Annotated in this window: 13 protein-coding genes; 10 read left to right on the forward strand and 3 right to left on the reverse strand. The window is 60.3% G+C overall.

The features are described from left to right. Positions 1-192 precede the first annotated feature (192 nt). From Q3Y53_RS06790 to Q3Y53_RS06800, 3 genes are all read left to right on the forward strand, one after another. Complete coding sequence (locus Q3Y53_RS06790; protein ID WP_303534392.1) at positions 193-702, forward strand: inorganic diphosphatase; 510 nt, start codon at positions 193-195, stop codon at positions 700-702. 69 nt (positions 703-771) lie between these two features. Continuing rightward, complete coding sequence (locus Q3Y53_RS06795) at positions 772-1,131, forward strand: 2Fe-2S iron-sulfur cluster-binding protein (protein WP_114987966.1); 360 nt, start codon at positions 772-774, stop codon at positions 1,129-1,131. Between the two features lie 3 nt (positions 1,132-1,134). Next, complete coding sequence (locus tag Q3Y53_RS06800) at positions 1,135-1,497, forward strand: Spx/MgsR family RNA polymerase-binding regulatory protein (RefSeq protein WP_303534399.1); 363 nt, start codon at positions 1,135-1,137, stop codon at positions 1,495-1,497. Here the strand turns inward: Q3Y53_RS06800 and Q3Y53_RS06805 are convergent. After that, positions 1,460-2,965 carry a hypothetical protein gene (locus Q3Y53_RS06805; protein WP_303534402.1) on the reverse strand — a complete coding sequence of 502 codons (1,506 nt, stop codon included), beginning with the start codon at positions 2,963-2,965 and terminating at the stop codon, positions 1,460-1,462. The genes Q3Y53_RS06800 and Q3Y53_RS06805 overlap by 38 nt on opposite strands. 78 nt (positions 2,966-3,043) lie before the next feature. Between Q3Y53_RS06805 and lepB the strand changes: the two genes are divergently transcribed. Then, the gene (lepB, locus tag Q3Y53_RS06810; protein ID WP_226426034.1) at positions 3,044-3,709 is read left to right on the forward strand and encodes a signal peptidase I; all 666 of its coding nucleotides are present in this window, start codon (positions 3,044-3,046) and stop codon (positions 3,707-3,709) included. On the opposite strand, the gene Q3Y53_RS06815 is transcribed toward lepB, so the two are convergent. Together Q3Y53_RS06815 and Q3Y53_RS06820 are read right to left on the reverse strand one after the other, a co-directional pair. Then, the gene (locus tag Q3Y53_RS06815; RefSeq protein WP_303534406.1) at positions 3,699-4,967 is read right to left on the reverse strand and encodes a dihydroorotase; all 1,269 of its coding nucleotides are present in this window, start codon (positions 4,965-4,967) and stop codon (positions 3,699-3,701) included. The genes lepB and Q3Y53_RS06815 overlap by 11 nt on opposite strands. Positions 4,968-4,971: 4 nt before the next feature. Then, the gene (locus Q3Y53_RS06820; RefSeq protein ID WP_303534409.1) at positions 4,972-6,300 is read right to left on the reverse strand and encodes a histidine phosphatase family protein; all 1,329 of its coding nucleotides are present in this window, start codon (positions 6,298-6,300) and stop codon (positions 4,972-4,974) included. A 76-nt stretch (positions 6,301-6,376) separates the two neighbouring features. Here Q3Y53_RS06820 and Q3Y53_RS06825 point away from each other — a divergent pair, with 76 nt between their 5' ends. The 6 genes from Q3Y53_RS06825 to Q3Y53_RS06850 all read left to right on the forward strand — a co-directional run bounded on the left by Q3Y53_RS06825 (position 6,377) and on the right by Q3Y53_RS06850 (position 13,367). Continuing rightward, on the forward strand, positions 6,377-7,639 hold the full coding sequence (locus Q3Y53_RS06825) for a CPBP family intramembrane glutamic endopeptidase (RefSeq protein WP_303534412.1): 1,263 nt from the start codon (positions 6,377-6,379) through the stop codon (positions 7,637-7,639). A gap of 3 nt (positions 7,640-7,642) precedes the next feature. Further along, complete coding sequence (locus tag Q3Y53_RS06830) at positions 7,643-8,131, forward strand: hypothetical protein (protein ID WP_226425999.1); 489 nt, start codon at positions 7,643-7,645, stop codon at positions 8,129-8,131. Further along, positions 8,131-9,936, forward strand: coding sequence for a penicillin-binding protein 2 (locus Q3Y53_RS06835; RefSeq protein WP_303534416.1), 1,806 nt, complete (start codon positions 8,131-8,133; stop codon positions 9,934-9,936). The genes Q3Y53_RS06830 and Q3Y53_RS06835 overlap by 1 nt, the downstream gene beginning before the upstream one ends. Positions 9,937-9,984: 48 nt before the next feature. Further along, a complete protein-coding gene (locus Q3Y53_RS06840) occupies positions 9,985-11,157 on the forward strand; it encodes a transaldolase (RefSeq protein WP_226426001.1) in 1,173 nt (390 codons plus the stop codon). A 14-nt stretch (positions 11,158-11,171) separates the two neighbouring features. Further along, positions 11,172-11,555 (forward strand): cyclic nucleotide-binding domain-containing protein, encoded by a 384-nt coding sequence (locus tag Q3Y53_RS06845; RefSeq protein ID WP_226426002.1) that lies wholly within the window; start codon positions 11,172-11,174, stop codon positions 11,553-11,555. Between the two features lie 429 nt (positions 11,556-11,984). Next, a complete protein-coding gene (locus Q3Y53_RS06850) occupies positions 11,985-13,367 on the forward strand; it encodes a PucC family protein (protein WP_303534421.1) in 1,383 nt (460 codons plus the stop codon). Positions 13,368-13,406: the final 39 nt, after the last annotated feature.

Here is a 13,406-nt window from a genome sequence, read left to right on the forward strand (position 1 = left end):
ATGTTCCCCACCCGTCTCACGATGACGCCATCGCGTCGTCGGAGGCGGATGAGCCGTTTAGTCGTCGCGCCTCGTTGACGGCCATCAAAGGATTACTAATTGCTGTTGTCAGCTTCAGTGCTCCTCTCGTGGCTGTGATCACGGATCGAACGTTCCCTTCTCCGCAACTGATCCCCACCGCCTCGGATCGGCATGGATCTCCATCAGCTCCCCCCGTCACCTTCGCCAGGATTGGTGAATCTCATCGTGGAGATTCCGGCAGGAAGCAGGAATAAATACGAGTACTCCGCCGAAGCTGGAGTGATGGTCCTCGACCGGGTGATGCACTCTTCAGTGCGTTACCCCTTCGACTACGGCTTTATCCCCAACACGCTGGCGGAGGACGGTTCTCCCCTCGACGCGATGGTGATCATGGCTGAACCCACCTTCGCGGGTTGCCTGATCAAGGCTCGCCCTATCGGTGTGTTGGATCTCCATGATCGGGGTGCTTACGACGGGAAGATCCTTTGTGTTCCCGATGCAGACCCCCGTCAGGACGAGATTCGCAGCATTCGCCAGATCGCGGCATCCCAGCTCGAGGAGGTTGCTGAATTCTTCAGGACGTACCGCACGCTGCAGGGTGGAGTTGTGACGATTGACGGATGGCGCGACCTTGATGCGGTTCAGCCCTTACTTGATTCCTGCATTAATGCAGCCAATTGATCTCAGGGAAGAGCCCCTTGATCGGGCCAGATGCTTGTAAGTTGGTGCGCACTGAGATTTGCGGTAACCGTGCCCACCATCCGATTCGAGCAGGAAGGCCAGCAGGTTGGCTGCATCGAGGGCGCGAATCTGCGTAAGGCTGCACTCGATGCAGGCGTCAATCCCTACAAGAGTCTCAACAACCTCAACAACTGCAGTGGCGTTGGTCAGTGCGGCACGTGTGTGATGGAGGTGGTTGAAGGGCAAGCCAACTTGTCCCCCCGCAGCGACGTCGAGGAGGTTTATCTGGCAGACCGTCCTGCGAACTTCCGTCTGAGCTGCCGTACCACAGTGTTCGGTGATGTCACCGTTCGTACCCGTCCGGCTGAAGGTGTGGGCCGCGGCTCCAACAGCCTTGTTGGTGCGATCAAATCCCTGTTCGGCCGCTGAGTCTTGGCCGGAACCCTTCAGGTTTACAGCTACAACCGCTGCAGCACCTGTCGAAAGGCATTGACCTGGCTTACCGAGCGAGGCATCGCCCATGAGGTGCATGACATCACCCTGACTCCACCGTCAAAGGTCATGCTGGCGGCCGCTCACCAATCCCTCGGTGACAGGAAGCTGTTGTTTAACACCAGTGGCCAGAGTTATCGCGCCATTGGCGCGGCAGCAGTGAAAGCTCTGACAGATGACCAGGCGATGGATGCCTTAGCTGCAGATGGCAAATTGATCAAACGTCCATTCGTGGAAGTGAATAGCTCCACGTACTTGACCGGCTTCAAGCCTGATCTTTGGGAGTCGGCACTCCAGGGCTGAAGTTCAAGCCATCCAATTCGCTGATCAGGGCGTCCACATCGCCTTGGTCACGGATCTGCCTGAAGCTCGAGCGTTTGATCTCTTCCAGGAGGGCGACCAGCAGATCCTGGCTGCGGCTCAGTACAGGACCCTGCTCCAGGGTGTGGGCCAGTTCCTCCCAGAGTCGATCCAAGGTTTCGGATCCAAGGGATTCCAGAACCGGATCACGCTGACCGATGCGGTTTCCTGCTCCCTTGGACAGGTCGAGCACTGAGGTCACCATGCTTTCGGCCAGCTGGCGGCTGAATTCTGATTCGGCGTTTTGCAGTCCAGGAAGCCGCCGCAGGGCATCCGGCACGACGTTCTGGTCCAAGCTCTGCTGCACCAGATGGCTGATCACGGCTTGCAGTTGCGGTCGCATGGCTGGGCCAATGCGGGTCAGCAGCAGAGGAAGCCACAACCGCAGCAGCTCGATCACCTCCCGCTCATCGTTCAAATCACTGCTTTGGTAAGTGCAGAGTCCGCGAACCCTCTCTGGCAGCTGTGGTGATCGGATCAATTGCTGCAGAGCATCGACCACCCTGATGGCGATCACTTCAAACAGCTCCACAGCCAACAGGGCCACCACGCCGCGGCTTATCACGGCACGTAGCGGTTCGAGTTGCAGTAGGCCGGCTCCGCAAAGCCGCTCTGTGACCGGGATCACCCTGAGCCAGCGCGCAAACGGCAGCAGCAGGGGCAGGTCGATCCAGCGGCGTAACAGGGCGTCGCGCCAGCGGATCGCCGGGTAGCGCTGTTTCAGACGCAAGGTGCGCAGAAGAATGTCGATCAGAAACAGCAGTTGAAACGGCGTGTCGATGCGCCAGCTCAAATCGCTGGGCCGGCCGTTCTCATCGATGCTTCGCCAATAGTTGCTTTCCACCAGTGGCAAGACCTTTTGGCTCCAGAACTGACGCTCCTGGCTCCAGGGGAAGCGTTCCAGATGCTCGGGGCTTAGGAGCAGGTTGGCGGAGTCACGGGCTGATTCCAGGCCGGTGCGGGCGCGGAGTCGGTTCTTGAATTTTTCAAGCGCGCCGGCTTGGCCTGAACTGATGAACGGGTTGCTGTCCATCAGCGCTGTGGTGAGCGCAGCCTGCTGCTTCAGCAGATCGGTGCTCTCAGCAGTGTTCGAGCCGTTCTGCTGCAGTGCACGATCCAGGGCCGTGTAGGCCTTGAGATAAGCCTTGGTGTCGCGATGGGGTTCGATGCCCTTGAGTGGATCCAGTAGTGGGGTGATGTCTGGGAGCCAGGGCAGGGGAACCACCAGGGGAAGCGATGGCACCGGATAAAGATTGCGTTGCAGCCAGAAATTGCGCAGGGGGATGTAAGTGAGGTCGATGGCGACCCAGGTGAGATTGACTGCGGCGATGACAGCAATGGCCTGGTCCCACCGGCGCCAGCTGAGCAGGCCGTGTTGGGGCTTGAGTGCTTGCCAGCGTGGACGAATCATTGGGCCTGCAGGTTCCCCCTATCGTGGATGGAAAGATTGAGCCTGCCCACATTGAACGCGGAGAGAGGGCCTTCCGATGTGAAGGGCAGAGTGAGCGCGATATGGGAGTTCTGGGCCCCATTTCTGTTCACGGTTTCGCTTTATCTCCTGCTTCGGCAGTTCGCCTTTGAAGCCCGCTATATCCCTTCGGGATCGATGCTGCCGGGTCTTCAGGTCGGCGACAAGTTGATCGTTGAGAAGCTGTCGTACCGCTCACGACCTCCTCAGCGGGGAGAGATCGTTGTGTTCAATTCTCCCAGTGCCTTCGATCCAGTTTGGAAGTTGGAGGCGGGGCAGCCCAATCCACTCAAGTGCGGCGTTGTCACTTTCCCTGGCATCAGCTGGGTTGTGGATCGTGTGCTGTTACAGCGCTATCCCGAATGTGAGGCCTGGATCAAGCGGGTGGTGGGTGTTCCTGGTGATGTCGTGGAGGTCAATAGCCTTGGTGCCGTGAGCATCAACGGCACGGCCTTCAATGAGCCTTACGTCACCAACTTCTGCTCCGATCGCGATGGAATGATCGGCTGCAAGGGCCTGTATGCCGTTGTTCCCGAAGATAACGTTGTTGTTTTGGGCGACAACCGCCGCAACAGCCAGGATGCCCGTCGCTGGCCAGGCGGTCCGTTTTTGCCTGACGATCAGATCATTGGGCGTGCCGTTTTTCGCTTCTGGCCTCCTTCGCGCATCGGTCCGCTCAGCAAGTGAGGCCACAGGCCACAACGCGTCCCTGAAGCTCCCGGCCCAGCCAGGGGATGTTGGCAGCACGCGGTGCTCCAGGGGTGTGGCTGCTGATGGTCCAGCCTTGATCGGGATCGAACAGCAGCCAGCGCCGGCTGCCCTGTTCAAGCTGTTCGGAGGGCTGGTCGATCAGCGCCGACGGCCCAAAGCTGAGGGCCTGCCAAAGATCTTCCACGGTCCAGCGTCCAGGCCGCACCAGGGCATTCCACAGCGCAGGAAGCACCACATGGTGGCCGCTGAGGCCTGCGGGGCGCTGGTCACCTGGCAACAGCATGTCCTCTGCATCAAGAGGCACAGCGTGGACAGCCACGGCAGTAATCGTTCGCTGCTGAACGGCCTGGATCAACTGCTGGCGGTCGCCTGGGCCACCGAGAGATGGGCAAACACGCCAGCCCGGGTTGCTGCTGGCCAGCATGCTGCGGTCGGTCAGAAGATGCCACCAGCTCACGCTGCTTAAGGGGGGTAACTCGCAGCCTGAAAGTTGCTGCACCGCCGCTGCCGTGGAGAGGTTCATCAGCCGCAGTTGTCGTTCCGGATGGCGTTGATGCAGCAGCAGCAACTGGCTGAGGGGAAGGGTCTCGCTGGTTATCGGATCCGCTGGCCACCCGGCCCGCAGCGTCTCCACCCCTTCCCGCACCAGACCCTCCCCTTGCAGATCTGGATCCCGGGGTGCCACGAGCACCGGGCATCTCCCCATCTCTCCGAGCAGCAATCCCCGCTCCAGCAACGTGATTGGCACCATGGCGTCATCGTCCGCCAGTCCGATGGCACCGTGTTCGAGAAGATCGCCATGGGGAGCAAGTTCATCCGCCTTCCCGCCGCGGCTGAAGCCTCCCCAAAGGTGCAGCCGAACCGACGCCGTCTGATCCTGATCGAGACTGAACCCCTGGAGCCGCTCCGGACAATCGCGCCAGCTGCTGCTGCTGCGGGGAAGCAGGGCAATCTGTCCATAGCCCCCTGCGGCGGCACAGTGCCGAAGGCTCACGGCTGTTTCTTGATCCCCACTGAAGGGGGTCTCAAGGATGGAATGAGGATCAACCAGGCAGGGGGCGACCAGTTGATCCGGTGCTGGACTGGCCTTGATGCCCAGGTCGAGGGCCTGCTGCCGGGCCTGGTCGTCAAAGCCGACGAGAACCCCTTGGTGGATTAGGACTGCACCGCGCTGAACCGAATGTCCGGGGCCACGCAGGATGCGCACCGGATCCAGCAGCAAGGTGTCGTTCATGACGTCAGAGAGCGCCTGCTGCCGTTCGGTCAATCACGCTTCCGAAATGGGAGGTGAGGTTGAGGCAGGTCACCACTCCAGGCTGGCCTGGATCAGCGGCAATGTCGACCACCGTGACGCCACCGTTGCCCTGTTTGACGGCCCAGATGTCGGCCGGGGTCAGCCCCAACAGATCGCAGAGGATCGTTTTGTTGACGGCGTCGTGGGCCACCACCAGCACCGTTTCCTCAGGCTTCAGCTCGCCAGCGATCTCTCCCCAGCTCCGGACGGAACGGGCCCACACGTCCTGGATGGTTTCCCCTTCAGGCATCTGCACGGTTTCCGGAGCACGTTTCCAGGTGTCCAGCAGCTCCGACCAGCCATCTCTGATCTCGGATTCGAGCTTGCCTTCCCAGAGACCGTGTCCGATCTCCACCAGTCCGTCGATCTGAGTCAGGGGCACATCGAGATGCGCCTCGAGAATGATCTGGGCCGTTTCGGTTGGGCGCGAAAGAGTGCTGCTCCAGGCCCGATCGATGGGGATGTCTTTGAGGAAATCGCGGGCGGCCGCGGCTTGACGGCGACCGTTCTCATTGAGCGGAATATCGATCTGTCCCTGGAAGCGCCCGGCTTTGTTCCAGTCGGTCTCGCCGTGTCGCACCAAAATCAGCCTGGCGTTTTTGCCCTTCTCCGGCAGGGGTTGCAGATGTGTGGTGCTGTTCAAGCATTCGATCTGCACCTGGGGGCCGTTCTCTCCCGGCCGGAGATTGAAGATGGAAAGGGAGGTGTTGTCGACGCGGAGACGACGGAAGCCGTGGTCGGGTTCCCCCAGCAACACCAGCATCAGGCAGCGCAGGATGGCGTTGTGGGCCACCACCAGCACCGTGTCGTTGCCGTTGGCGGGGTGGCGCTCCAACAGGTTGCTGATGAAGCCCCGCGCCTGTTCCATCAGTTCAGGCAGTGGCTTGTAGCTCGAACCATCACGACGCTGGAGCTCCAGCTCCATGGGCCGCTGCTTCCAGATCTTGTAGGCCTCCGTTGAGCCTTGCTTTAGCTCGTCGATGGTCTGGCCGGACCAGGGCTCCAGATCCACTTCCAGCAGTCCGTCGTCAAAGACGGGACCCGGTGTCTGCCCGCCTTTGGCCTCCAGCAGGCTCGCAGTGGTTGCGGCCGCCCTCTGCAAGGGAGAGCTGTAGATGGCCTGGATGCTCACGTCCTGGAGCGAGCGGCCCAGGGACCTGGCCTGCTCATGCCCCTCCTCGCTGAGGTTCGAGAGATCATCGCGGCCCTGGATGCGCCGTTCCTTGTTGAAACTGCTGAGACCGTGGCGGACCAGAAGAAGACGAAGGGGCACGGTTCAGCGTCAGGGCGCGGCCATCGTATGGAAGCGGCCTTTCGGGGGGACAATCGTGGGCAGTTGACGCCCGCTGGTGCCCAGTTCCCCACAACCGGTTTCCCCGCACTGGAAGGGACTTCTGGCGGCCTTGTCCCTCGCCTTGGCTGGTTTTATCTGGTTGTCGGGATTGATTGACAGCCTTTCGCGACCTTCGGTGGCACCTGCCCTGAGCCTTCAGCAGCAGGAGTTGACGCTTCTTGCTGAACCAGCGGTGCCGCCCCCGTTGCGGGATGCCCTCCTGGGGGAGTCGCCGCGGGATGCCCTGCTCAAGGCCCTGGAGGGAATCAGCTCAGAGGAGCGGAATGAGCGGCAACAACAGATGCTCCTGTTGTTGCAGGGCCAAGGTTCCGCATCAGCGGACCTTGCACGCGGCGCCGATGATCCTTTGTTCCAGCAGCTGCATTGCGAAGCGGGCACCTCTGATCCCACGCTCTGCATCGATGCTGCAGCCGCGGGGGAAGCGGCGTTCCGTTTGGCCCTCAGCACGGTGCTGCCCCTGGTGACGGCCCTGCTCGGTGGCCTGCTGCTGTTTGGTCAGGCCTGGCGTTGGCTGCGAGGCCGGCTGATGGCCTGGCCCGATGTTCAGGGGCCGGCGCTAACCCTGGTCGACATGGCGCTGCTGGTGGCGGGTGGCTTCGTGGTGATCAGTGCTGTTGGCGTTCCGCTGGTGGCGTTCCCGTTGGTCGGTGCACTGACGGCGGGGCTTGGCAGCCCTCGTCGCGAAGCCGTCAGCGTGGTGATCAACTACGCCGTGATGGCCTTGCCGAGCCTGCTGATCCTTTGGCGGCAAGTGCGTTCGCTGCCCAAGGAGAGGGCACCGCTGGGGGGATGGATGCAGTGGCGCGTGCGTCCGCTGCTCTCAGCTCTGCGCGATGCGCTGGCGGGTTGGTTGATGGTGACCCCGGTGGTGATGCTCACGGGGTGGTTGCTCGTGCGCCTGGTGGGGGATCCCGGGGGCAGCAATCCGCTGTTGGAGTTGGTGCTGGGCAGCCGTGATCCGCTTGCGCTGGCCTTGCTTGCTCTCACTGCGGTTGTGCTGGCGCCGCTGTTTGAGGAGACGATTTTCCGCGGTGCCTTGCTGCCGGTGTTGGCGACCCGGATCGGTCCCCTCCCGGGGGTCCTGCTCAGTGGCCTGTTGTTTGCCATGGCCCACATCAGTGTTGGCGAGTTGGCACCGCTCACTGTGTTGGGAGTTGGGCTTGGCTTAGTGCGGCTCCGTAGCGGACGCCTGTGGCCCTCGGTGCTGATGCATGGGCTGTGGAACGCCGTGACTTTCCTGAATCTGCTGCTGCTCTGAGCCTTGCCCCGCCTATCTGCAGGTGGTTCACTGGCCTATTCGCCTGTGATCCCGGTGGTTGCCGCTCCGGAACAGCGTGCATCGACCACGGCTTTCGAGCTGATTCAGGGGTCACTGTCCTCCGGACGCATTGCACGACGCTCCCCTCTCCTTGGGGGGCTCCATCGCCTGATGGACGGCACGCTGCTGGGGTTGATTGCGGCGGTTGCGGTTCTTGCTGCTCTCACGCTGCACTGGCAGCATCGCTGGACTGTGGCCTTTCACCTGCTGGAGGCAACACGCACCCAGGCACACCGCTTGACGGAATCAACCGCTGTGATGGAACAGCATCTATTGCAGCGTTCTCAGCAGCCCAACCGCCTGGTGCCAACGCAAGTGGCCAATCTGGTGCATCTCGATCGCCCCGATCTGGGTTCTTTGCAAGTGTCCGCGTCCTCTCCTATGGCATCGCTCCAGGCCCTGGGGAATCAGCCCATTAGGGCGGGGTACTGATGACGCGGCTGTCCGGGCATCGACCCGTCCGTTCGCGGCGTTCCCGCGCGCGGGTCGTTCCTCTGACCCAAGTCCCCCCAAAGCGGCTTTGGATCATTTTCTTGATCCTGGCGGCAGGCCTGATGGGGTTGGTGGGCCGCATGGCCTGGTTGCAGTTGGTGCAAGCCCCCGACCTGGAGCAGCGTGCCCGTCAGCTGCAAACGCAGCGCACCCAACCCTTGGGGCAACGGCGTCCGATTGTCGATCGCACCGGCCGCCTGGTCGCGATGGATGAAAAGCGGTTCCGGCTCTGGGCCCATCCCCGCTACTTCAACATGCCGGGAGATGCCCCAAATCTCGTCCGTCCTACCAAGGATGTGGCGGAGGTGTTGGCCGATCCCTTGGCTCGTCCCGTGCCTGCGCTTCTGAAGGCCATGGGAACCCAGGCCTCGGGGATCAAATTGGCTGAGGAGCTGGATCCGGAGACGGCCGATCGCATCCGTGCCCTTGGAATCAGCGGCCTGGATCTGGAGGCCTATCCCCAGCGGGTGTATCCCCAGGCGTCGTTGTTTGCCAACGTTGTGGGCTTTCTCAATGCGGAGCGGCAACCTCAAGCGGGTCTTGAGCAGAGCCGTGATGGTGATCTGGCTCGCCATGAGCAAACCCGATACCTCCGCCGCGGCGCTGATGGCACGCCATTGCCGGCCAACCTCGCCCCGGGTGCCTTCTATGGCGATGATTTGCGCCTGCAGCTGACGCTGGATTCGAGGCTCCAGCAGGTGGCACTCAAAGCTCTCGCTGAGCAGGTTGCCAAGTGGAAAGCCCAGAAGGGTGCCGCGATCGTGATGGATGCCACCAACGGTGAGCTGTTGGTGCTGGCATCGACACCCACCTATGACCCCAACCGCTACTGGGATTTCCCCACCGGGCGGTTTCGGGAATGGTCCGTTCAGGATCTCTATGAACCGGGGTCGACGTTCAAGCCGATCAATCTGGCTCTGGCACTTCAGGACGGCGCAATTCAGGCGACGGATCGGGTGAATGACGTGGGCAAGCTGATGATCGGTGGTTGGCCGATCAACAACCACGACAAAAAAGCTCATGGTTTGGTGGATTTCGCCACCGTGCTGCAGGTGTCAAGCAACGTCGGCATGGTCCAAGCCATGCGCCGTCTTGACGACGATGCCTACTGGAACTGGATGGAGCGTCTTGGCATCAATCAGCGTCCCGACACCGACCTCCCCGGAGCGGTGGCCGGACAGCTCAAGAGCAAGAAGCAGTTCACCAGTCAGCCGATCGAGCCGGCGACGACGGCCTTTGGTCAGGGGTTTTCGCTGACGCCGCTCAAGCTGGTGCAGCTTCACGGGATGCTGGCCAACGGTGGCAAGTTGATCAGTCCCCACATCACCCGTGGCTTCCGCTCGGGTGATGCCTTGGCTCCGGCGGCGGCACCCAGTGGTCAGCCGTTGCTGAACCCGGAGGTCACGCGCACGGTGCTTCAGTGGATGGAATCTGTGGTGGATCAGGGCAGTGGCAAGGGTGTGAAAACGCCCGGCTACCGAATTGGTGGCAAAACGGGAACAGCGCAGAAGGCCCTGAATGGGATCTATCTGCCAGGAGCCAAGATCTGCAGCTTTGTAGCGACCTTGCCGATTGAGGATCCCCGTTACGTGGTGTTTGTGGTGGTGGATGAGCCCCAAGGTGAACACGCTTATGGCTCCACCGTGGCCGTTCCTGTCGCCAAGCAGATCATTGATGCCTTGCTGGTTGTTGAGCGCATTGCTCCCTCAAAACCTGCTGAATTGAACAAGCTTTTGAACAGCTGACGCATTAAAAAGCGTCGCTACGTTACGGGTATTGAGCCGTCGTACATCATGGCCAGCCTGCTCGATCAGCTTTCACAAATGACCGTGGTCGTTGCCGACACGGGTGATCTGGAGGCCATCCGTAAGTTCACCCCTCGGGATGCCACCACCAACCCGTCGTTGATCCTTGCTGCTGCGCAGATTCCCGCCTACCAGAACCTGATTGATGAGGCGTTGCGGTCATCGCGCAAGTTGATGGGTAGCGATGCAGCGGTGGAAGACGTTGTGCGGGAAGCGCTGGATGAAATCAGTGTGATCTTCGGCAAGGAGATTCTCAAGATTGTTCCCCGTCGTGTGTCAACTGAGGTGGATGCTCGCCTGAGTTTTGATACCGATGCCACGATTGAAAAGGGGCGCAAGCTGATTCGTTTGTACAACGATGCCGGCATCAGCAACGATCGTGTTCTGATCAAAATTGCCTCCACCTGGGAAGGCATCAAAGCCGCCGAGGTGCTGGAGAAAGAGGGGATTCACTGCAACCTCACCCTGCTGTTTGGTTTCGGTCAGGCGGTTGCCTGTGCCGAAGCCGGCGTCACCCTGATTTCCCCCTTCGTCGGGCGCATCTTGGATTGGTACAAGGCAGAAACCGGGCGCGACTCCTATCCGGGTCCGGAAGATCCCGGCGTGATTTCGGTGACCAAGATCTTCAACTACTACAAGACCCACGGCTACAGCACGGAGGTGATGGGGGCGAGCTTCCGCAACATCGATGAGATCACCGAGCTGGCCGGTTGCGATCTGCTCACGATTTCACCGAAGTTGTTGGATCAACTCCGTGAGAGTGATGCCGTGCTGACCCAGAAATTGGATGCGGCCCATCCCACGGATGGCGAAGCCAAGATCCACGTCGATCGCGCCAGCTTTGATGCATTGATGCAGGACGATCGGATGGCCAGCGACAAACTCACCGAGGGCATCAAAGGCTTCAGCAAGGCAATTGAAACGCTGGAGCATCAACTGGCCCATCGTCTGGCTGAACTGGAGGGTGGATCCGCCTTCCGCCACGCCGTTTCCGAGATCTTCATGCTCAATGACATGAACGGTGATGGATCGATCACCCGCGATGAATGGCTCGGTAGTGATGCCATCTTTGATGCCCTGGATCAGGACCATGATGGTTTGATCTCTCAGGAGGATGTGCGCCAAGGCTTTGGCGCAGCCCTTGCTCTGACCTCTGTCTGAGTCGAGCTGGTTCCATGCATGCGCTCGACACCATGCGTGCTTTGGCCAGCAAGGCCGAAGTGATTCGTCTCCAGCAGGGTGAAGTGCTGTTTCGAACGGGCGAAACCGGCACCTGCATGTACGGTCTGCTGGAGGGATCGGTGCGGCTCACCTGGATTGATTCTGCAGGCCATGAGGGACACGAGGACATCCCAGTAGGCCATGTGTTTGGTGCTGGGGCCTTGGTGATGGAGGACCATCAGCGTCTGAGCACCGCCACGGCCACCAGTGATTGCCGTTTGATTGCCATGAACCGCGACAAGTTCCTGTTTGCAGTTCAGGAGACGCCGATGTTCGCAGTGCAACTCCTCGCATCGATTGATGCTCGTCTGCGGGACATCAAGTTGGCTGAGGGCTGAGACAGAACTTTTTTCGATGGGGTCTAACGATTGTTTGACTTGATTTTGAATCGTGGCTAAATGTGCTGCGATGTTATTTATTGAAAGGCCAAAGTGAGGCTTTGGATGCAAGGGGAAATATCTGGGGCGTCGAGGTTGTATTGGTCTGCACTTGTGGAGAAGTTGTATTGGATGATCCAATCTGTGTCTTTGTGGTGAATTCGAATGATGAAGCGCAGCTCTAGTTGAATCTCTTGTTGTTAAAGCGATGGATTGGCGCAAGAAAAATAGGCTTTGAACAGGAGTTTTCTCAAGCGTTTGGCGTGACAAATAGCTCGCCTATGCCGGCTATGCCGCATAGAGAGCTTGCTGGCATTGTCTGAAACAAGCAAGTGATTTTTTCGATTGATCAGTGAGAATGATTCGGATTTTGGATTCCGATCACTCGCGATGCGGCCTCTCCGCCTGGGAATGCAACTTGGATTGTTCCAGCTCAGTCTGGGAATCCTTGGCGTTCTCATCCTGGGACTTCTGAATCGTCTACTAATTCAAGACATCCAGCTGCCGGCGGTGTTGGCGGCCTTGGCCGTGGGTGCTCAGCAGTTGATGGGGTTCACCCGCGCTTGGTTCGGCCATCGCTCCGATGGCATCCCTCCCAGCCGGCTACGGCGCACACCTTTCATCGTGATCAGCTCCTTGGCGATCGCCCTGTTGTTCGGCGTTGCTTGTCAGCTGGTGCTCCTGTTGGCCGCCAGCATGGAGGCCTCCGGCGGTGAGCTCAATGCGCTGCTGATTGGCCTGTTGATTCTTGTTTTCGTGGGAATCGGCACGGCGATTGCCGCCGGTGGAACAGCCTTTTCGGCCTTGATCGCCGATCGCACCACAGAAGCCGATCGGCCGCGGGTGCTGTCGGTGGTGTGGGGGATGCGTCTACTGGGGGTGTTGCTGGGCAGTGTTCTGGTGAATCAGGTGTTCGGCAGTGTCTGTGCGGCCGATGCCAGCCGCACCGCTGTTCTGGCCGGACTTCAGCGCTTGTCGTTGGTGACGCCGTTGGTGCTGCTGGGGCTTGGGGTGGTGTCTGTATTTGGCGTGGAACGCTGCACTACAGGCTTGATGGTGCCTGCGGGGGCGGCTCCCCAGAATGTCCCCCAGCGGTTGGCTTTGCCCCAATTGTTGTGGCAACTGCGCACCATCCCTCAGGCCGGACGCTTCCTCGGGGTGCTCTGCCTGTTCACTTTCAGCATGTTCCTCAACGATGCGGTGCTCGAGCCCTACGGTGCCGCCGTCTTTGGCATGAGTGTCTGTGCCACCACATCCCTGAATGTGTTGATTGCCCTGGGCTTCTTTGCTGGCCTGGGCCTCAGTGGCTTCTGGTTGATTGAGCGTGCCGGCAACATCAGAGCGGCCCGGGTGGGCGCGGTGCTGGCAGCTTTGGCTTTGCTATTGATGCTTTGGGCCGGCTCTGAGCAGTCCATCCCCCTGTTGCGGACTTCCGTTGGCTTGTTTGGCCTGTCGCTGGGGGTGTGCATGAATGCCTGCCTCTCCTTGATGTTCAGCTTTGTGCAGCCCGGTCGCACTGGCTTCCTCTTGGGCATCTGGGGTGCGGGCTATGCCTATTCCTGCGGCCTGGCCACCATCAGTGGAGGCGGGCTGCTCACCTTGCTCAAAGCGTGGAACGGGGGTGATTTGTTCGCTGCCTATGGCGGTGTCTTTGGCCTGCAGATGGTTTGTTTCCTTGGTGCCGCGTTGATGACGCGCCATTTGGATGTGGAGGGTTTCCGCAACACGGTGAAAACCCGCTTTTCAGATGTCATGGAAATGGCAGTGGATTGAATCTTGGCTGGAGCTCCGGATCCACTAGAACCGGATTCC

Source organism: Synechococcus sp. YX-04-1 (genome assembly GCF_030546365.1).
Taxonomy (GTDB): Bacteria; Cyanobacteriota; Cyanobacteriia; order PCC-6307; family Cyanobiaceae; genus Parasynechococcus.

Bases quoted from the DNA above. Each gene is read 5' to 3' on its own strand.
- Q3Y53_RS06790 (WP_303534392.1), top strand. From the start codon at position 193: ATGGATCTCCATCAGCTCCCCCCGTCACCTTCGCCAGGATTGGTGAAT.
- Q3Y53_RS06805 (WP_303534402.1), bottom strand. From the start codon at position 2,965: ATGATTCGTCCACGCTGGCAAGCACTCAAGCCCCAACACGGCCTGCTC.
- Q3Y53_RS06815 (WP_303534406.1), bottom strand. From the start codon at position 4,967: ATGAACGACACCTTGCTGCTGGATCCGGTGCGCATCCTGCGTGGCCCC.
- Q3Y53_RS06835 (WP_303534416.1), top strand. From the start codon at position 8,131: ATGACGCGGCTGTCCGGGCATCGACCCGTCCGTTCGCGGCGTTCCCGC.
- Q3Y53_RS06840 (WP_226426001.1), top strand. From the start codon at position 9,985: ATGGCCAGCCTGCTCGATCAGCTTTCACAAATGACCGTGGTCGTTGCC.
- Q3Y53_RS06845 (WP_226426002.1), top strand. From the start codon at position 11,172: ATGCATGCGCTCGACACCATGCGTGCTTTGGCCAGCAAGGCCGAAGTG.
- Q3Y53_RS06850 (WP_303534421.1), top strand. From the start codon at position 11,985: ATGCGGCCTCTCCGCCTGGGAATGCAACTTGGATTGTTCCAGCTCAGT.